Raw genomic sequence first — 19,395 nt, 5'->3', positions numbered from 1 at the left:
GCGAGCTGGACGCTGGTCTTGTCGGCGACGGAGGTGATGAGGTCGAGGAGGCGGGCCTCGATCAGTTTGGTGTCGATGTAGAACCAGCTGCTGTATTCCCTGCCGGTCCGTTCCACGTATTCCCCGAGGTCGTGCAGGTCGCGCCGCACGTAGGCCTGTACCAGTTCGGCCTCGTCCTTGGCCAGGTCGTCGAGGTCCTCGGCCATGTGGCCGGCCTCGTCCAGGGCGCTGTCCAGGGCCTCTTCGGTAATCTCTTCGGTGGCCTCCAGGGCGGCCTTGACCCGCTCCAGCATGCGGTCGTAGGCATGGGTGAGGCGTTCGGGGTTGTTTTTGTCGGCCATTAATCACTCCTCTACGGTCGTTGGGGCCATTATAAAGCACCGCAGGCGGTTTCCGGTGATGTTCCCGCGCCTGCGATCTTTTGCGCTATCGTGCCGCACTGGTAAGCTATCCGGCTTCGCCCGCAGCTTATGAATCGATCCATGCAAGACCAATACGATCCCCGACAGGTGGAATCCGGCGCCCAGGCGTACTGGGAGAATCAGAAGTCCTTCGAGGCCACGGAGGACGACGGCCGGGAGAAGTTCTACTGCCTGTCCATGTTCCCGTATCCCAGCGGGCGGCTTCATATGGGGCATGTACGCAACTACACCATCGGAGACGTGATCGCGCGTTATCAGCGCATGCAGGGCAAGAACGTGCTGCAGCCGATGGGGTGGGACGCCTTCGGCCTGCCCGCGGAGAACGCGGCGATCAAGAACAAGGTGCCGCCGGCGCAGTGGACTTACCAGAACATCGATTACATGCGCGGCCAGCTCAAGCAGCTGGGCCTGGGCTACGACTGGTCGCGCGAGCTGGCGACCTGCAGCCCCGAATACTACCGCTGGGAGCAGTGGCTGTTCACCCGCCTGTTCAAGAAAGGGCTGGTTTACAAGAAGAAGTCGGTGGTCAACTGGGATCCGGTCGACCAGACTGTGCTGGCCAACGAGCAGGTGATCGACGGCAAGGGCTGGCGCTCCGGCGCCCCGGTGGAACGCCGCGAGATCCCGCAGTGGTTCGTGAAGATCACCGACTACGCCCAGCAACTGCTCGACGACCTGGACAGGCTGGATGGCTGGCCGGAGCAGGTGCGCACCATGCAGCGCAACTGGATCGGGCGTTCGGAAGGGGTCGAGCTGCATTTCGGCGTGGCCGATTCCGATGAGACCCTGACGGTGTTCACCACCCGTCCCGACACCCTCATGGGGGTGACCTACGTGGCGGTGGCGGCGGAGCACCCGCTCGCCCAGCGCGCCGCGGAGGGCAACCCCGAGCTGGCCGCCTTTATCGAAGAATGCCGCCACACCAAGGTCGCCGAGGCGGACATGGCAACCCTGCCTAAGCAGGGCATGGACACCGGTTTTAAGGCCGTGCATCCGATCACCGGCGAGACGGTGCCGGTGTGGGTGGCCAATTTCGTGTTGATGGAATACGGCTCCGGGGCAGTGATGTCCGTGCCGGCGCACGATCAGCGCGACTGGGAGTTCGCGCAGGCATACGGCCTGCCGGTCAAGCAGGTGATCGCCCCCTGCGAAGAGGGCTGTGAAGTCGATCTGACCCGGGAGGCCTTCGTCGACAAGGGCGTGCTGATCGACTCGGGCGAGTTCAACGGCCTGTCTTCAGCCGATGCCTTCACCGCCATTGCCGAATCGCTCGAATCCCGGGGCCGGGGGCGGCGCGTGGTCAATTTCAGGCTGCGCGACTGGGGGGTTTCCCGCCAGCGTTACTGGGGCTGCCCGATCCCGGTCATCAACTGCCCGAGCTGCGGCGCCGTGCCGGTACCCGAGGATCAGCTCCCGGTGGTGCTGCCCGAAGACGTGGCGCTGGAGGGGCAGGGGTCGCCGCTCAAACAGATGCCCGAGTTTTACCGCACGACCTGTCCCGAATGCGGCGGCGAGGCGGAGCGTGAGACGGACACCTTCGACACCTTTTTCGAGTCGTCCTGGTATTACGCGCGCTTTGCCTGCCCGGACAACGAGCAGACCATGCTTGATGCGCGCGCCGGTTACTGGGTGCCGGTGGATCAATACGTCGGCGGCATCGAGCACGCCGTGCTGCACCTGCTGTATGCGCGCTTTTTCCACAAGCTGATGCGCGACGAGGGGCTGGTGTCGGGAGACGAGCCCTTCACTCGCCTGCTGACTCAGGGCATGGTGCTCAAGGATGGGGTGAAGAAGTCCAAGTCCAAGGGCAACACGGTGGATCCGCAGGCGCTGATCGAAAGCTACGGCGCGGATACGGTGCGCCTGTTCACCATGTTCGCCGCTCCGCCCGAGCAGTCCCTGGAATGGTCGGATTCGGGGGTGGAGGGTGCTTCCCGTTTTCTGAAACGCTTGTGGAAGCAGGTGGCCGACCACGTGGCGTCGGAGGCCTCCGGGCGCCCGGATATCGATGCCCTGAACGACGATCAAAAGGCGTTGCGCCTCAAGCTGCACCAGACCATTCAGAAGGTGAGTGACGACGTCGGCCGGCGCTATACCTTCAACACCGCGATCGCCGCCAACATGGAGTTGATGAACGAACTCGGCCGTTTCACCGACACCAGCCCGCAGGGGCGGGCGGTGATGCAGGAGGCGCTGGAGGCGATCGTGCTGATGCTCGCGCCCATCGTGCCGCACATCAGCCATGCCCTGTGGCATGCGCTCGGCCGGGAACAGGCGGTGGTGGATTGCACTTGGCCGGAGGTGGACGAAGGCGCCCTGGTTCAGGACCGCATCGAGCTGGTCCATCGAGCTGGTCGTGCAGGTGAACGGCAAGCTGCGCGGGCAGGTTCAGGTGGCGACCGACGCCGATCGCGAGGCCATCGAGCAGACGGCTCTGGCCAACGAGAACGTGCAGCGGTTCCTCGAAGGCAAGACGGTGCGCAAGATCGTCGTCGTGCCCGGCCGGCTTGTGAACATCGTCGTCGGGTAACGTTGATGATCAGATTCGGTATGCCGATCCGCCGGCTGTTCAGCATCTCACTGCTGGGGACTGTGCTCGTCCTGGCGGGCTGCGGTTTTCATCTGCGTGGCGAGGCACAGCTGCCGACGGCGATGTCGTATACCGCCATCGAAGGGTTGGGTGAATACGATCCGCTGAGGATCGCTCTGCGTCGCGCCCTGCATGACAACGGGGTGCAGGTGGTGAGCGTGGGTGCCAATCCCACCGCGACCCTGACCATCGTCGAGAACCGGCGCGAGCGGCAGATCATTCCCGTGGATGTGACCAACAAGGCGCAGCAGTACGAGCTCGTGTACATCGTGGTCTTCAAGGTGAAAGGCAAGGACATCGATGTGCCGGAGCAACGAATCCGGCTGACGCGCGAATACCTGTTCAATCCGACCAATGTGCTGGGCCGGAGCGACCAGGAGCGCATTCTGTACAATGATATGCAGCGGGACGCCGTGCAGCTGATCCTTTACCGCTTGCAGGCGGAAACCAAGGCTGGCTGAGGTTCCCCGGCAGGCAGAATGCCTGCCGGATGCAGGAGTCTCTTAGTGAACCAGGTTCTGGCGGGACTGGTTTTGCTGGATGTTGCTGATGACGGCGCTCAGCGCGGCATCGAACAGGTTGTTGTCCTCGACGCAGCGGCTGCGGCCCTCGCGCAGGTCTTCGATGAAGGTCGCCAGCTCGATCTCCAGGGCGGCCCGGCCGGCGCGGTCCGCGAACAGCACCTGGCCGCTGTCTTCCAGGATCACCGAGAGCTTGAGCGTGCGTTTGGAATGCTCGGGCCCCCGGTAGATCTCGAACCATGCGCCGGGGCGCACTTCGGCCGGAATGGCCTCCATGAGCGCCTTGAAGACGTCACGCTGCTCGTCGACCTGGTCCTCGGGCTGGGGCGAAATGTCGATCTCCACCTCGGGTTCGCCGCTGGCGATTTCGTCCAGTTCTCCCAGCCCGGCCTGTTCCTCGCGTTCGATCTTTTCGGCGAAAAAGCTGAAGAACCAGTTGCGCACGTTGCCGAGCAGGGACTTGCCGCTTGCCTTGAGGGTGGCGTTGGCCTGTAGCTCGCCTTCGACCTGGTCGAAAAAGCCTTCCACGGAGCCGATGATGCCTTCGATCTCGCCGATGCTGCGGTCTGGCTGCGAGGCCTCGATGATCTGGCGCAGGGCCTGCACCGCATGCTGCCAGGCCTCGGATTCGAGCCCGTCGCGCAGATAGATCAGGGCCATGTGCGGCGCCCAGCACTTGAGGATGAACTGCAGGGCCTCGTCCGCCATGCGCTTGTCGCGCAGATGCCGGTTCATGGTGCGCACCACCACGCGCTTGGCGGCGCTGCGTCGCGCCCGGACCTGGGCCTCCTGACGCGCCAGGGTCTCTTCCTGGCTGGCCTGCTCCTGCTCGATGCGCTCGATCTTGCGCAGGCGTGCCAGCACCTGTTCGAAGCTGTGGGTGTCGGCCTCGTTGCCGCGCAGCAGGTTGTTGACCATGCCCTGCAGTTTTTCGAACAGGGGGTCGTCGCGTCCCTGGACGCCGATGCCGAGGGCGACGAGTTCGTTCAGTACCCGGCGCGCGGGATGCTGGGGATTCTGGAAAAAGCCGAAATCGGTCAGCGCCAGCTTGATGACGGGGATCTGCAGTCGGGACAGCAGGGCCTTGACCGCGTCGGACAGGGCGTCGTTTTCGAGAATGCCCAGGAAGATGTCGTTGACGAAGTCGATGACCTTGTCCTCGACCTCCTTGAAGTCCTTGGCGGCTTCGGCATCTCCCGATTCCTCGACGGCCTCGGAAAAGGCGGCCTTGATCCTGGTGGCGTCGAGCGGTGTGTCCTCGGGGATTTCGGGAACGATCATGGTCTGCGCCCGGGTCAGGGCGCGGACCATCATCTTCTGACGCGCCTCGGCGCGTGCCAGATCGGCAGGCGTTGCGGCACCGAACTGCATCGGCTGCAGCTGCTGCTTGAGCAGTTTCAGGGTCTCGGCATCGATTTCGACGGTCGGACCGCTGCGGACGGGTTGGACATTGCTGTAGAGATCCGGTGCCTGGGTCGGTACGGCGTCGACGCCGGGGGGGACCGGAATGCTCTTGGCCCAGTCGACCTGGATGCCGGCACTGGTATCGTCCGGGCCGGAGGGCATGACCAGGCCGTTCTGGACCTCGCTGTCCTTTTGCCGATTGGCCAGTTCGCGGGCCCGGATGGCCTCCTGCAGGGAACGGTTGTCGGGCAGGTAGCCCGCCTGCGCGAGGTGCTCGTTCAGTTTGGCGTAAAAATCGGCCAGCCGTGGCAGCAACTCGGCAGCGAAGAGGTCGTACAGCAGGACCTTGCCGCTGACCTGCAGGTCGAGCACGTCCATGCCCTGCTGCAGGCTGTTGTACAGGGCGTCGGGGTGCATGCAGTGCGGGTCGATGCCGTTGGGCAGGTACAGGTCGAGCTCTTCGAGGCGCAGTTCCAGGTGCAGCAGGGGTTCCTTGTTGCGGTCGGTTGCGCGTTGGGCGTGCCGGGAGATGGCGATGGTGAGGTCCAGCAGGTCGTCGTCCAGCAGGGCCAGCTGGCTCAGGTCGTCATCGATGTCGAACTTGGTCTCACCCTTTTTGATGCAGCTGTCGGTGAAGGTGTTGAGGGTGATGGCGAGGACGTGATTCTTGTCGTGCAGCAGGGCATCCAGCGCATCGCCTCGCAAAAATAGGTTGCTGGCCTCCGGGTCCATACGGAACCCCGGATCCTGTGCCTTTTTCAGCAGTCCCTCGAAGCAGGTCTTAAGCAGGTTCTGCGTGGCACCCTGCAGGGTGGCCTCGACACGCTTGGGGCTGGGCGCCGGTGCGTTCATGGGTTGATCACGTCTCCAAGTCTGGCCGCAGGGTCGTTCAATTATGCGGCCTCCCTATAAGAAGAGATTAGGATAATTCTTTTCTGTTCATGTTTCGACAGCGATACTTTATATGACCGTTCGTCGGGAATAAACGACCGCTCTTCGGCTTTAGGGTGTCGAAATCTGGTCATGGGGCAAGCCCCGGCCGCGTGAGAGGCCTGTTGCGCCCTGCGTGGCGGCCTTTTCCCGCTCGCTGCATCTTCTCTCGTGGATGCGCGCAATGGAAGACATCCGCATCTGGCGGGGCCACATTCGGGATGGATGCTTGTGACAAGTCCGCGGGGCGGTTAATTTGCCGTCATGAAAGTCAGATACGAACAACTTCAGGGCCGGCTCGCCCGGGGACTGGCGCCGATCTATCTCCTGGCCGGCGACGAGCCGCTGTTCCTGATGGAGGCGGCGGACGCCATTCGCGCCGCGGCGCGGGAGCAGGGTTACCTCGAACGGGAGGTGCTGAACCACGAGCCGGGCTTCGACTGGGGGCGGCTGGCCGCGGCCGGGCAGGAGCTCTCCCTGTTTGCGTCCCAACGCATCATCGACCTGCGGCTGCCGACCGGCAAGCCGGGCCGGGAAGGCGGTGAGGCGTTGGCTGCCTACGCCGAGAGGCCGCCCGAGGACACCATTTTGCTGGTTCAGTGCGGCAAGCTGGAGCGCGCATCGGTGAGCAGCAAGTGGGTCAAGGCGCTGGACAAGGCGGGGGTGTTTCTTCAGGTGTGGCCGCTGGATGTCGGGCAGACCCGCCAGTGGGTCGCCGCACGCATGCGCGTCAAGGGACTGGAGCCGACTCCCGAGGCGGCCGCGTTGCTGACCGAGCGTGTGGAGGGCAACCTGCTGGCTGCGGCCCAGGAGATCGACAAGCTGTCGCTGCTGCATCCCGCGGGTCCGCTGGATACCGAGGCGGTGCTGGCTGCGGTGGCCGATTCCGCACGTTTCGAGGTTTTCGACCTGTACGGCGCGGCCCTGGCGGGCGATCTGCGCCGGGCAGTGCGTATTCTGGAAGGGTTGCGCGGCGAGGACGTCGCCCCGCCGCTGGTGTTGTGGTCGCTGAGCGAGCAGATCCGTACCCTGGCGGGGCTGGCCGAGGCACAGGCTCGGGGCGAACCCCTGCAGATGCAGCGCATCTGGCCGGAGGCCAGGCGTCGCCTGCTGGGCGCCGCCCTGCGCAGCCGCCCCGTGGGGGCGTGGTTGAGGCTGCTGGCCCGCTGCGCCCATGTGGATCGGGTGATCAAGGGCCGCGCAGAGGGCAGGCCGTGGGATGAATTGTTACAATTAGTGATGGCGCTGAGCGGGCGCCCGCTGCTGGACGGTGCGGCTTCGGGCCGTGCCGCATGAGGAACCATCGCCGTTGGCCGGCGATTGCGTGCCGGCCGGGGGATTCAATACCAACGCAACGATAACGATTGAATGAGCGCAAGACCTGAAATCGAGACCCTGGACGTACAGGGTTACATGCAGACGCTGGGCCGCCAGGCCCGGGCGGCTGCGCGCCTGGTCGCCCGTGCCGGCACCGAGGCCAAGAATAATGCCCTGGTGGCGATGGCCGGGCTTATCGAGGCGCGCAGCGCCGAGCTCATGGCCGAGAATGCCAAGGACCTGGAGGCAGGCCGGGCCAACGGCCTCGACGAGGCCCTGCTGGACCGTCTGGCCCTGGACGAGGCGCGCATCCGCTCCATGGCCGAAGGCCTGCGCCAGATCGCCACGCTGCCCGATCCGGTCGGCGCGATGAGCCATCTCGATTATCGTCCCTCCGGTATTCAGGTGGGGCGCATGCGCGTGCCGCTGGGGGTGATCGGCATCATTTACGAATCGCGCCCGAACGTGACGGCGGACGCGGCGGGACTGTGCCTCAAGGCTGGCAACGCCGCCATCCTGCGCGGCGGCTCCGAGGCCATCCATTCCAACCGGGCCATTGCGCAGTGCATTCACGAGGGGCTGGAACAGGCCGGACTGCCGGCCGCCGCGGTGCAGGTGGTGGATACCACGGACCGCGCCGCCGTGGGCGAACTGCTGCGCATGAAGGCGTTCGTGGACGTCATCATTCCGCGCGGCGGCAAGGGCCTGATCGAGCGCGTCAGCGAAGAATCCCTGGTGCCGGTCATCAAGCACCTGGACGGCGTGTGCCACGTCTATATCGACGATCACGCCGATCTGGACATGGCCGTCAAGGTGGCGGTGAACGCCAAGACCCAGCGCTACGGCACCTGCAATACCATGGAGACGCTGCTGGTCGCCGAAGGCGTGGCGGCGCAGGCGCTGCCGCGGCTGAAGGCCGAATTCGACCGGCACAACGTGGAACTGCGAGGCTGCGAAAAGACCCGTGCGATTCTGGCCGATATCCGGACGGCGACCGAGGACGACTGGTACGAGGAATATCTCGCACCGATTCTGGCCATCCGCGTGGTACCCGACCTCGACACGGCCATTGATCATATCGAGACCTACGGTTCGCATCACACCGACGCCATCATCACCGCGGATTACGGCCACGCGCGGCGTTTCCTGCGCGAGGTCGATTCGAGTTCCGTCATGGTCAATGCCTCCACCCGTTTCGCCGACGGCTTCGAATACGGTCTCGGCGCCGAGATCGGCATCTCCACCGACAAGCTGCATGCGCGCGGCCCGGTGGGGCTGGAAGGGCTGACGACGCAGAAGTACGTGGTACTGGGCGACGGCAACCTGCGCGGATAAACCCGTTTTGCGATTCTTCCTGTCTCATCCAATTCGCCCGATCCGCCTGCGGCCGACGTATCCATGATCGGCGTCTTCGGCGGTACCTTCGACCCGGTGCACTTCGGTCACCTGAGGCCGGCGCTGGAAGTCCTGCAGCACCTGCAACTCGATGGGCTGCGCCTGATTCCCGCCTGCGTGCCGCCGCACCGGCGCCTGCCCCAGGCGAGCGCGGATCAGCGCCTGCATATGCTGGAGCTGGCGGTCGACGGAGAGGCCGGGTTGAAAGTGGACCGGCGCGAGCTGGACCGTACGGGACCTTCATATACGGTCGATACACTGCGCGGGTTGCGGCAGGAACTCGGCGAAACCCGGCCCCTGTGCCTGATCATGGGCATGGATGCATTCGCCGGCCTGCGCAGCTGGCATGAATGGGAAACCATTCCGCGTCTGGCGCATCTGGTGGTGACCCATCGCCCGGGTGCGGTGGTGCCTGGCGATCTGTGGGAAAGCGCCTGGCTGGAATCCGCGCGGACCACCGCCGTCGAGGACCTGCGCCGCGTCCCGGCTGGCCGGGTGTTGTTCACGCCGGTGACCCAGCTCGACATTTCCGCCACGGCCGTGCGCGAACTGATCGCGCGCGGCGAGAGTCCGCGTTATCTGCTGCCGTCCCGGGTGTGGGATTACATCCGTGCCGAAGGGCTGTATGCGGGCGGTGCGGCGCCGGAGGCACAGGCCCGATAGGCCGGGCGGGACACTTTCAGACACACACCGATATAGAAATCTCACTCAAAACGCATGCAGACAGATCAGTTGGTTGAATTGGTATGCCACGCCCTCGAAGACCTCAAGGGCGTGGATGTGCGCATCCTGGACGTGCGCGGCAAGACGGCGATCACGGACGTGATGGTGATCGCCTCGGGCACCTCCACGCGGCACGTCAAGTCGCTGGCGGACAACGTCGTGCTCAAGGCCAAGGAGGCAGGGGTCCAGCCGATCGGCGTGGAGGGAACCCAGGTGGCCGAATGGGTGCTGGTCGACCTCAACGATGTGGTGGTGCACGTCATGCTGCCCACCGTGCGCGATTTCTATAACCTCGAAAAACTCTGGGAAACCGAAGGCCAGGCCGCGAAACCAGGCCAGGCCTGATGCGCGTTCACCTGATCGCGGTCGGCACGCGTATGCCCGCCTGGGTGGGCGAGGCGTACACGGAATACGCCGGCCGTCTCGCCGCCGGCTGGCGCATGGAATTGCACGAAGTGCCGATGGAAAAGCGCGTCCGCAACGCCGATATCGCCCGCCTGCGCGATCGGGAAGGCGAGCGCCTGCTGGCCGCCGTGCCGACCGGCGCGCGCATCGTGACCCTGGACGAACACGGCCGCAGCCTCAGCACCCGGCAGCTCGCCGACCGCCTGAACGACTGGTCCGTGGACGGCCGCGAACTGGCGCTGCTGGTCGGTGGTCCGGACGGCCTCAGCCCGGCCTGCCGGGATGCGGCGGACTTCGTCTGGTCGCTGTCGCCGCTGACCTTTCCCCATCCCCTGGTGCGCGTGATTCTCGCCGAACAGATGTATCGGGCGTGGAGCGTGTTGCAGGGGCATCCGTATCATCGGGACTGATCGGTAAGGTGTGAAGGGGGAGGAGTAAGGAGATGAGAGGTGCGGTGACAAACGAAGCGCCGAATTGCTCCTCACGCCTTACGTCTCACCCTTCACCGTAAACCCCGTCCCGCCTTGCCGAGCAACCGGTGGCTTGCAGGGTCAGCCCGGCAGGGACGCCGGGCTGAGGTTCGCCGCGACACGACTGCATGGATGCAGGAGGTAGAGCAACGCAGGAGCAGTTGCCGAGGACGTCGCGTCGGACCGTGCCCGTCGCAAGTCAGCGGTTGTGAGGGAAGCCGAAGGCCAAGACGGTGGGGGTGCCCTTCTCTTTGGGTACTTTCTCTTGGGCACGCAAGAGAAAGTACCTCGCGCTGTGCGAACGCATCAGACAAAAAATCCCGGCCTCAAGAGCGCGAAATTCAAATACTTCCATTTCTAATGCGAAACTGTAGACAAGGCCGCACAACAAAACCCCGCGCCTTTCCAACCGAAAACGAAAACTCAAAACATATAAAACAAAACCACCAACCTCTAAAGTACCGACCAAAGTGAAACAATCACCACAATCTACTTTTCTACTGGCCTCCGCTTCTCCCCGCCGCCGGGAGTTGCTGGATCAGCTCGGTCTGAATTTTCGCCGCCAACCGGTGGATGTCGACGAGACCCGCCGGCGCGGCGAGTCGCCACTGGATTTCGTGCAGCGCATGGCATTGGAAAAGGCGCAGGCCGGACTGGCCGTAAGCGAGGGATTGCCTGCGCTGGGGGCGGATACCGTGGTGGTGGTCGGCGACGAGGTGTTGGGCAAGCCGCGCGACCGGGCCGATGCGGTGCGCATGCTGGGGATGCTGAGCGGTCGGACGCACGATGTTTATACCGCTGTGGCGCTGGCCGCCGGGCATGATGTGGCGCTGCGGCTGAGTGACAGCCGGGTGGGGTTCCGGATCCTGAATCAGGCCGAGCTCGAGGCCTATGTGGCTACCGGCGAGCCAATGGACAAGGCCGGTGCCTATGCCATCCAGGGGCTGGCCGCCGCCTTCATCGACCGTTTGGAGGGCAGCTACAGCGGCGTCATGGGCCTGCCGCTGTTCGAAACGGCACAGTTGCTGGCCGCTGCAGGCATCCCGGTCATATGAGAAGACCCGCCGGTGGTGTAATGTCCCCGTTACACAATCGGCTTGATACACTGTCACGATGAGTACGGAGATACTGGTCAATGTGACCCCGCAGGAGACCCGCGCCGCCGTGGTGGAAAACGGCGTCCTGCAGGAGCTGTTCATCGAGCGCGCCCGCAAGCGAGGACTGGTGGGCAATATCTACAAGGGGCGTGTGACGCGGGTGCTGCCGGGCATGGAGGCCGCCTTTATCGATGTCGGCCTGGAACGCGCCGCCTTTTTGCACGTCTCGGACGTGGCGCCGGTGGCGCGGGAGGAAATGCCCAACGGCGACAAGCCGCCTGCCGAGATCACCGCCCTGTTGCAGCCCGGGCAGCAACTGCTGGTGCAGGTGATCAAGGACCCCATAGGCACCAAGGGTGCCCGCCTGACCACGCATATCACGGTGCCGTCCCGGTTCCTGGTGCTGATGCCCGAGGGCGACAGCATCGGCATTTCGACGCGCATCGAAGACGAGGTCGAGCGCAAGCGCCTGCGCGAGCAGGTGGCGGCTTTGCGCGAGGAACTCGATTTCCACGACAGCTATATTGTGCGCACGGTTGCCGAAGGAGCCAGCGAAGACGCTCTGCGACGCGACATGCGCTACCTGCACAAGTTGTGGGAAAACATCCAGAAGTGCGCACAGGACGTGGGCCCCGGTTCGGAACTGTATGCCGATCTGCCGTTGGTGATCCGTACGCTGCGCGATCTGGCCGACCCGGAAGTGGAGAAGATACGCATCGACTCGCGTGAGACGGTGCAGAAGGTGATCGATTTCGCCCAGGCCTATATCCCCGGCCTTACCGGACGCATCGAACATTACCCCGGCGAACGGCCCATCTTCGATCTGTACGGCATTGAGGATGAACTGCAAAAGGCCCTGGAACGCAAGGTCGAACTCAAGTCCGGCGGTTACCTGATCTTCGATCAGACCGAGGCCATGACCACCATCGACGTCAACACCGGTGCCTTTGTCGGGCACCGCAATCTCGAAGAGACGATCTTCAAGACCAATCTCGAGGCGACCCAGTCCATCGTGCGCCAGCTGCGGCTGCGCAATCTGGGCGGCATCATCATCATCGATTTCATCGACATGACCCAGGAGGAACACAAGCGCCAGGTCATGCAGTCCTTGCACAAGGCGCTGGAAAAGGATCACGCGCGCTCGCACGTATGCGATGTCTCGCCGCTGGGTCTGGTGGAGATGACGCGCAAGCGTACTCGCGAATCCCTGGAACATATTCTGTGCGAGGCCTGTCCGACCTGTCAGGGTCGCGGTTATGTGAAGACGGCGGAAACCGTCTGCTACGAGATCTTCCGTGAGATTCTGCGCGAGGCGCGGCAGTTCGAGGCGCGCGAACTGCTGGTGCTTGCCTCACAGGAGGTAGTCGATCTGCTGGTGGACGAGGAGTCCGCCAGCCTGGCGGAGTTGGAGGCGTTTATAAACATTCCCATCAAACTCCAGGTAGAGACGCTCTACACTCAGGAGCAGTTCGACGTCGTGCTGCTCTGACCGGAAACACGGAATGATCGTCTGGCTGCATCGTATTTACCGGACCGTGCTCTACACGGCTGCGGTTTCGGTGATACTGCTGGCGGTGCTGTTCAGCGTCGCGCACGCGCTTCTTCCCCAGTTGCCTCAATACCGTCACGATGTGGAGCGGCAGTTCGGCGCGCTGATGGGCCAGCCGGTCAAGATCCGGCGTCTGGATGCCAGTTGGCATTTGCTGGGGCCACGGCTGGTGCTGCGTAACGTGCGTCTCTACGACCAAAGCGGTCAACACCGGGTATTGGCATTTCGCAGGGCCATACTCGATTTCAACCTGTTCGCCATGCTGTTGCACCTGGAGCTCAAGCCGACCGGGCTGACCATCTACGGGGCGAATTTCGACATCCAACGCCTCAAGGACAACCGTATCCGTGTCACGGGGCTGAACCTCAGCGAAAGCGAACAACAGGCTATCGCCAACGAGGACCCGTTCGCCGCGATCAACAATATCAATTTCAGTCTGCTGGAAAGCCGTATTCATTGGCAGGACCGGCAGACCGGCGCCGATTACATTTTTGATCCGGTCGATCTGTCTGTGAGGGTCGACAGCGACGGCTTCGGCGTGAGCGGCGTGGTGGGGCTGCCGAAAACGCTGGGTCGACGCCTCGACCTGGTCGCGCGCATCGACGGCAAGCTCGATCAGCCGAAGGGGTGGGATGCACGCATCTATGCCAAGGGGGATGGGATACGCCTGCAGGGCATCCCCGAACAGGCGTTGATCAAACGGGCCGGCATCAAGCAGGGCGTGGTGGACGCCCGATTCTGGGCCAACTGGAGTCAAGGCCAACTCGTGTCCTTGAGCGGGGATGGCGCGGTGACGGATCTGGCACTCACGTCGAGAAACAGGCCTGCCAACGGGTTGACCGGCGTGAGCGGCAAGTTCCTCTGGTCGAGCGAGGCACAGGGCTGGCGTCTCTCCCTTGACGACTTCCAGCTGCAGCGCGACGGGCAGAAGACGCGCCCCGCCGCGCTGTTGCTGGTTTCGCATCTGGACGATACCGGCCGTTCCTATCAACTCAGTGCGGCGGATGTGAATATCGGCGATACGTTGGCAGCGGTGCTGCCTTATGTAAAGGACCGGCTGCCGAAGAGCCTGCCGCTGGAAAAGCTCGCGCCGCAAGGTGCGATTCAGAAAGTGGTGGCGGCCGCACACATTCCCGCCGAAGGCGCGCCGACTTACCGGGCCAGCGGCGTTTTTCAGGGTATATCGGTCAAGTCGCTGAAACATACGCCGGGTATCGACAGCCTCGACGGCCAATTCTCGCTGACCCAGCAGGGCGGTTCGGTACTGCTTCGATCCAAACACATAGATGTCGATTATCCGATGATCTTCTCGCACCGCGTGAGCCTGGATCATCTCGAAGGTGAGATCGGCTGGCATAGGGAGAAGGACGGATGGAACGTCTACGGACATGATCTGGCGTTCGGCAATCAGGATATCAAAAGCCAGGGGCAGTTCACTCTCGTCAGTCATGGCACGGCCTCGCCCGAACTCGATCTGCAACTGAAGTATCGTGACGGCGATGCCGCGAAGGCGCGCCAGTATCTGCCCGACCACGTCATCCCCGCCGATGCGATGAAATGGTTGAAGCAGGCATTTGTCGCCGGACATGTAACGGACGGGGCGCTGGTGTTTCACGGTCGTCTGAAGGACTTTCCCTATCACGGCAATGAAGGTGTGTTCGAGACGCGGTTTCACGTCGAGAACGCCGTGCTCAACGTCGAGCGGGGCTGGCCTGCCTTGCAGGGTATCGACGCGGAGGTCGTGTTCCGCAACGCGGCGATGCACATCGACGCGACCCGCGCCAAGGTGTTCGACACCGAGCTCAGTAACGTGCACGTGGCGATACCCAAGCTGGCCGCCCCGGTGCTCGATATACAGGGAACGGCGCATGGTCCACTGCAGGATGTGTTTCGCTATCTCGCCGCCAGCCCGCTTTCGCGGGGGAGGGAAAAGCTCCTGGCCGACGTGCGCGCCCAGGGTACGAGTGATCTCAAGTTGCGTTTGACTCTGCCGCTGAACCACACCCTGGCCGAATCCTCCCAGGTGGACGGCAAGCTGCAATTGAAAGGCGCCGACCTCGGTCTGGCATCGGAGCCGGTCAAGCTGACTCAGCTGCAGGGTGAGGTCGATTTCGGCCGCGGCCGGCTGGCGTTTTCAAAACTCAGCGGCCAGTTCAGGGGGGCGCCGATCGTGCTCGACGCGCATACCACGGCCAAGGGCGTGCTTCAGGTGGGTATGCGTGCGCATTTGACCGCCGCGCAGTTGTTGCAGAACGCACCCAAGGGAACGGCGGATTATCTCGATGGCGACAGTGACTGGGAGGGACGGCTGACCATCCCGCTCCAGGAGGAGAAGCAGGGCGGGGGAGCGGTGCTGACCCTGGCTTCCGATCTGCGCGGCACGGCGGTGAATCTGCCGGCGCCGCTGCACAAACCGGTGGGCGCGTCACGCAGCGTGATCGTATCCATTCCCCTGGCGCCCGATCAGACGGTGGTGCCGGTAAGCGTGCGCTATGGGCGGAGCCTGCAGGCGGTGCTCGGCTTGGCGGATTCGAACGGGCGACGCCATGTGGTTGCCGCCGGCCTGAGTTTCAATGACGGGGTGCCTGCGTTACCCAAGCAGGGGGTCCGTATCACCGGCCGGCTGACCGATTTCTCGCTCCAGCCCTGGCTGGGGCTGGCGGAAGGCAAGAGTGCCTTGGGTGAAGGCGCGAAACTGCCGCAACTGAAGGAACTCGATGTCAGCCTCGACGGCCTGCGGGCCTACGGTCAGAATTTCAAGAACGTCAATCTCAAGGTGCGCCGGGGCAGCAACGCATGGGAGGCCGACGTTCAGTCCTCGCTGGTGAGCGGTCATGTCACCGTTCCGTACAACCTGCATACCGCCCAGCCGTTGAAAATGGATTTGCAGAAGTTGTCGATTCCCTTGCCCAAGGGCGAGAAGGAAGCGCAGGGAGAGGAAATGCATGTGCTTAAATCGGTACGTCCCGCCAAGCTGCCGCCATTGGAAGTCCGGGCCAAACAATTCAAGCTGGGTTCCTATGCGTTCCGCGATCTGCATCTGAGCACCACCTCGGATGCGCAGGGCATGCAGATCCATTTACTGCAGCTCGGCGGCGAGTATTTGCATGCCAAGGCCAGCGGTAGCTGGTCCACACTTTCCGACGGGCGGCAAAAAACCAGCCTGCACGTCGATATCAAAACCGACAACCTGGCGAGGACCACGGAGAACCTGAACCTGCACCTCGGCCTGCGCGACGGCAAGACCACCTTGACCGGAAATCTGTCCTGGCCCGGGGCGCCCTGGCAGTTGGGCTGGAAGGGTCTGCGCGGGGAAGGAAGTTTCGAGATCCGCGACGGGCGCATCGAGAAGATCGAGCCGGGGGTCGGGCGTCTGCTGAGTCTCATCAACCTGTCGGCACTGCCCAAGCGTCTGACGCTCAATTTCTCTGATGTGTTTTCGCAGGGCTACAGTTTCAATAAGGCGAGCGGGAACTTCCGGCTCGTGGATGGCGATGTGTTTACCCACAACACGCTGTTCGAAGGTTCGGGGGCGGATATCGCCATCCAGGGGAGGATTGGTCTGCAGGCCCAGGATTACGACGCCAAGGTTGCCGTCACGCCGCAGCTGACCTCGACACTGCCCATCGCCGGGGCTCTGTTCGGTGGTCTGGGCGTCGGTGCCGCACTGATGATCCTGGAAAACACGCTGGGGATCGGCAAACGGATCGATGAGAGCGCCATCGTGCGCTATACGGTGATGGGGCCTTGGAACAACCCCAAGGTCACCCCCCTCAACGAGACGCCGCCCAAGAACACACAATCAGCGGTGCCTGCGCCCGGCGGTTTTTTGTGATTCCCGCTGTATCCGTCCGGGCATTGCTCGCTTCGGATGCGGCGCGCAGGTTATATTTAGCTGTAGATGTTTAAGCCGAGTCTTTTGCTTGGGTTGTTCCTGGCCCTGAGCCCATCCTGGGTATTGGCGCAGCCGCAGCCGGTCGGGTTCACGATCAGTGCAGATCAATGGGCCTTGCCCCGTTCCGCGCGTGAAGTTGCCCGATTGCCCGCTGTCCAGGCGGCCATGAAGTTATTGAACGCGCATCCTGAAGCCCGATTGCGAATCCTTTATCCCAACGGTGAGGCAGGGACGTTGTGGGGACGTGAGCTCCACGACTGGCTTGTGACCCTGGGTGTGTCTTCGGAGCGCCTGCAGCTGGTCCCGCAGGTTTCCCGCTCGGATACCGTTACCCTGATCGTCGATACAAAAGGAAGTCAAACTTGAACAAGGCAGCCGCCATCCAGATGGCCTCCGGGCCCAATGTACAGGCCAACCTGCACGAAGCGGACCGTTTGATCGCCCAGGCGGTCGAGGCCGGTGCCGAGCTCGTGGTGCTGCCCGAGAACTTTGCGTTCATGGGCATGAAGGAGAGCGACAAGCTCGGCGTGTGCGAACAGGAGGGTTCGGGGCCGCTGCAGGAATTCCTGTCGGATCAGGCGCGGCGTCACGGCATCTGGCTGGTGGGCGGGACCATCCCGTTGTGCAGCACCAGTTCCAATAAGGTTTACGCCGCCTGCCTGCTGTTCGACGACCATGGGAAACTCGTGGCGCGCTACGACAAGATCCACTTGTTCGACGTCGAGCTGGTGGAGAGTGCGGAGAGCTACAACGAATCCGCGACCACGGAGCACGGCAAGGATATCATCGTGGTCGATACCCCGTTCGGCCGGCTCGGCCTGGCCGTCTGTTATGACCTGCGTTTTCCTGAACTTTTCCGCGGCATGCTCGACCAAGGTGTAGAGATCGTCGCGCTGCCGTCGGCGTTCACCGCCATTACCGGGCGGGCCCATTGGGAAAGCCTGATCCGGGCGCGCGCCATCGAAAACCTGACTTTCCTGATCGCCGCGGCTCAGGGCGGCTATCACGTCAACGGCCGCGAAACGCACGGCGACAGCATGATCGTCGATCCCTGGGGCAATGTGTTGGACCGTCTGCCGCGGGGTTCCGGCGTGGTGCTGGCCGATATCGACTGTGAGCGACTCAAGAGCACCCGACGTACCTTCCCGACCATTCAGCACCGCCGCCTGACTTGCAGAATTACCTCCACGACATGACCGATACCAGCTTACAGATTGCGCAAAACCAGATCCTGTCACCGGCGGGGCTGGGCGAAAACGACCTCAACCGGGTACTGAACGGCCTGCTCGGGGCATCCGTGGACAACGGCGACCTGTATTTCCAGGTCAGCCGGCACGAATCCTGGGTGCTCGAAGACGGGCGGGTCAAGGAAGGCAGCTACAACATCGAGCAGGGCGTCGGTGTGCGCGCCATCGCCGGCGACAAGACCGGTTTCGCCTATTCGGACGAGATCGTGCTGCCGGCATTGCTGGAGGCCGCTCAGGCCGCCCGCGCCATTGCGCGGGGCAACGTCTCGGGACAGATGCAGGCCTGGCAGGCGCATGCCGGGCATGACCTGTACCTGCCGGACGATCCCCTGGCCAGTCTGGCCGAAAGCGACAAGATCGATCTGCTGCGACGGGTGGATGCGCATGCGCGCAAGCAGGATCCACGCGTCCAGGAGGTCATCGTCAGCCTGTCCGGCGTCCACGAGATGATCCTGGTGGCCGCCAGCGACGGGACGCTGGCCGCGGACGTGCGTCCCCTGGTGCGCATGAATGTCAGCGTGATCGTCGAGCAGAACGGTCGCCGCGAGCAGGGCGGTACCGGCGGTGGCGGCCGCTACGGCTACGATTATTTCCTGGAATCCGAGCGCGCCTTCGGCTATGCCGAGGAAGCGGTGCGCCTGGCCCTGGTCAACCTGGAGTCGGTTGCCGCGCCGGCCGGCACCATGAAGGTGGTGCTGGGGCCTGGCTGGCCGGGCGTGTTGCTGCACGAAGCGATCGGCCACGGCCTGGAAGGCGACTTCAACCGCAAGGGTACCTCCGCCTTCAGCGGACGGTTGGGCGAGCGGGTCGCGGCCAAGGGCGTCACGGTGGTGGACGACGGCACGCTGCCGAACCGCCGCGGCTCGCTCAACGTGGACGACGAGGGCGTCCAGACCCAGTGCACCACGCTGATCGAGGACGGCATCCTGCGCGGGTACATGCAGGACAAGATGAATGCGCGCCTCATGAACATGCAGCCCACCGGCAACGGGCGGCGTGAGTCCTATGCGCATCTGCCCATGCCGCGCATGACCAATACCTACATGCTGGCCGGCGACTACGTGCCCGAGGAGATCATCGCCTCGGTGGACCACGGCCTGTATGCCGTCAATTTCGGCGGCGGTCAGGTGGACATCACCTCGGGCAAGTTCGTGTTTTCGGCCAGCGAGGCCTACCTGATCGAAAACGGCAAGGTGACCCGCCCCGTCAAAGGCGCGACTCTGATCGGCAACGGGCCGGATGTGCTCACCCGGGTCAGCATGGTCGGCAACGACCTCAAGCTGGACGAGGGCGTTGGCACCTGCGGCAAGGAAGGCCAGAGCGTGCCGGTCGGGGTGGGACAGCCCACCCTGCGTATCGACGGGCTCACGGTGGGCGGGACGCAGCACGGCTGAGGCCGACGGGCGCCATGTCCTCGCCGGTTTTCGCAT

Annotated in this window: 14 protein-coding genes and 1 pseudogene; 13 read left to right on the top strand and 2 right to left on the bottom strand. The window is 63.6% G+C overall.

Features of this window, described 5'->3' with window-relative positions:
- On the bottom strand, positions 1–341 hold a 341-nt coding region (locus tag P8Y64_04980; protein MEJ2059823.1), incomplete at its 3' end, for a hypothetical protein.
- Between the two features lie 141 nt (positions 342–482).
- On the opposite strand from P8Y64_04980, the pseudogene leuS reads away from it, so the two are divergent.
- Positions 483–2,952: pseudogene (leuS, locus tag P8Y64_04975) on the top strand (leucine--tRNA ligase).
- Positions 2,953–3,074: 122 nt separating this feature from the next.
- Positions 3,075–3,473 carry an LPS assembly lipoprotein LptE gene (gene lptE, locus P8Y64_04970; protein ID MEJ2059822.1) on the top strand — a complete coding sequence of 133 codons (399 nt, stop codon included), beginning with the start codon at positions 3,075–3,077 and terminating at the stop codon, positions 3,471–3,473.
- A 42-nt stretch (positions 3,474–3,515) separates the two neighbouring features.
- Here the strand turns inward: lptE and P8Y64_04965 are convergent, their stop codons facing one another.
- Entirely contained in the window at positions 3,516–5,789 is a 2,274-nt protein-coding gene (locus tag P8Y64_04965; protein MEJ2059821.1) for a DUF1631 family protein, read from the bottom strand.
- 342 nt (positions 5,790–6,131) lie between these two features.
- Between P8Y64_04965 and holA the strand changes: the two genes are divergently transcribed.
- From holA to tldD, 11 genes are all read left to right on the top strand, one after another.
- On the top strand, positions 6,132–7,163 hold the full coding sequence (holA, locus tag P8Y64_04960) for a DNA polymerase III subunit delta (protein ID MEJ2059820.1): 1,032 nt from the start codon (positions 6,132–6,134) through the stop codon (positions 7,161–7,163).
- 72 nt (positions 7,164–7,235) lie between these two features.
- Positions 7,236–8,519, top strand: a complete 1,284-nt coding sequence (locus P8Y64_04955; GenBank protein MEJ2059819.1) for a glutamate-5-semialdehyde dehydrogenase — start codon at positions 7,236–7,238, stop codon at positions 8,517–8,519.
- 63 nt (positions 8,520–8,582) lie between these two features.
- Positions 8,583–9,242, top strand: coding sequence for a nicotinate-nucleotide adenylyltransferase (nadD, locus tag P8Y64_04950; protein MEJ2059818.1), 660 nt, complete (start codon positions 8,583–8,585; stop codon positions 9,240–9,242).
- Between the two features lie 54 nt (positions 9,243–9,296).
- A complete protein-coding gene (rsfS, locus tag P8Y64_04945; GenBank protein MEJ2059817.1) occupies positions 9,297–9,647 on the top strand; it encodes a ribosome silencing factor in 351 nt (116 codons plus the stop codon).
- Positions 9,647–10,117 carry a 23S rRNA (pseudouridine(1915)-N(3))-methyltransferase RlmH gene (rlmH, locus tag P8Y64_04940; protein MEJ2059816.1) on the top strand — a complete coding sequence of 157 codons (471 nt, stop codon included), beginning with the start codon at positions 9,647–9,649 and terminating at the stop codon, positions 10,115–10,117. Before rsfS ends, rlmH begins: the two co-directional genes overlap by 1 nt.
- Positions 10,118–10,647: 530 nt before the next feature.
- Complete coding sequence (locus P8Y64_04935) at positions 10,648–11,232, top strand: Maf family protein (GenBank protein ID MEJ2059815.1); 585 nt, start codon at positions 10,648–10,650, stop codon at positions 11,230–11,232.
- 58 nt (positions 11,233–11,290) lie between these two features.
- Positions 11,291–12,763, top strand: coding sequence for a ribonuclease G (gene rng, locus P8Y64_04930; GenBank protein ID MEJ2059814.1), 1,473 nt, complete (start codon positions 11,291–11,293; stop codon positions 12,761–12,763).
- A gap of 13 nt (positions 12,764–12,776) precedes the next feature.
- The gene (locus tag P8Y64_04925) at positions 12,777–16,658 is read left to right on the top strand and encodes a YhdP family protein (GenBank protein ID MEJ2059813.1); all 3,882 of its coding nucleotides are present in this window, start codon (positions 12,777–12,779) and stop codon (positions 16,656–16,658) included.
- A 66-nt stretch (positions 16,659–16,724) separates the two neighbouring features.
- Positions 16,725–17,084: a hypothetical protein gene (locus tag P8Y64_04920; GenBank protein MEJ2059812.1), complete on the top strand. Its 360-nt coding sequence runs from the start codon at positions 16,725–16,727 to the stop codon at positions 17,082–17,084.
- Entirely contained in the window at positions 17,081–17,914 is an 834-nt protein-coding gene (locus P8Y64_04915) for a carbon-nitrogen hydrolase family protein (protein ID MEJ2059811.1), read from the top strand. Before P8Y64_04920 ends, P8Y64_04915 begins: the two co-directional genes overlap by 4 nt.
- Positions 17,911–19,359, top strand: coding sequence for a metalloprotease TldD (gene tldD / locus P8Y64_04910; protein ID MEJ2059810.1), 1,449 nt, complete (start codon positions 17,911–17,913; stop codon positions 19,357–19,359). Before P8Y64_04915 ends, tldD begins: the two co-directional genes overlap by 4 nt.
- The last annotated feature ends 36 nt before the right edge of the window (positions 19,360–19,395 follow it).

It is taken from the genome of Gammaproteobacteria bacterium (assembly GCA_037388465.1).
GTDB lineage: Bacteria > Pseudomonadota > Gammaproteobacteria > SpSt-1174 > SpSt-1174 > JARRKE01.
This window is presented reverse-complemented; position numbering and strand designations above follow the sequence as displayed.

Coding starts and splice junctions, on each gene's coding strand:
- rlmH (MEJ2059816.1), top strand. CDS start 9,647: ATGCGCGTTCACCTGATCGCGGTCGGCACGCGTATGCCCGCCTGGGTG.
- P8Y64_04920 (MEJ2059812.1), top strand. CDS start 16,725: ATGTTTAAGCCGAGTCTTTTGCTTGGGTTGTTCCTGGCCCTGAGCCCA.
- lptE (MEJ2059822.1), top strand. CDS start 3,075: ATGTCGTATACCGCCATCGAAGGGTTGGGTGAATACGATCCGCTGAGG.
- holA (MEJ2059820.1), top strand. CDS start 6,132: ATGAAAGTCAGATACGAACAACTTCAGGGCCGGCTCGCCCGGGGACTG.
- P8Y64_04925 (MEJ2059813.1), top strand. CDS start 12,777: ATGATCGTCTGGCTGCATCGTATTTACCGGACCGTGCTCTACACGGCT.
- rsfS (MEJ2059817.1), top strand. CDS start 9,297: ATGCAGACAGATCAGTTGGTTGAATTGGTATGCCACGCCCTCGAAGAC.
- P8Y64_04965 (MEJ2059821.1), bottom strand. CDS start 5,789: ATGAACGCACCGGCGCCCAGCCCCAAGCGTGTCGAGGCCACCCTGCAG.
- P8Y64_04955 (MEJ2059819.1), top strand. CDS start 7,236: ATGAGCGCAAGACCTGAAATCGAGACCCTGGACGTACAGGGTTACATG.
- tldD (MEJ2059810.1), top strand. CDS start 17,911: ATGACCGATACCAGCTTACAGATTGCGCAAAACCAGATCCTGTCACCG.
- nadD (MEJ2059818.1), top strand. CDS start 8,583: ATGATCGGCGTCTTCGGCGGTACCTTCGACCCGGTGCACTTCGGTCAC.
- rng (MEJ2059814.1), top strand. CDS start 11,291: ATGAGTACGGAGATACTGGTCAATGTGACCCCGCAGGAGACCCGCGCC.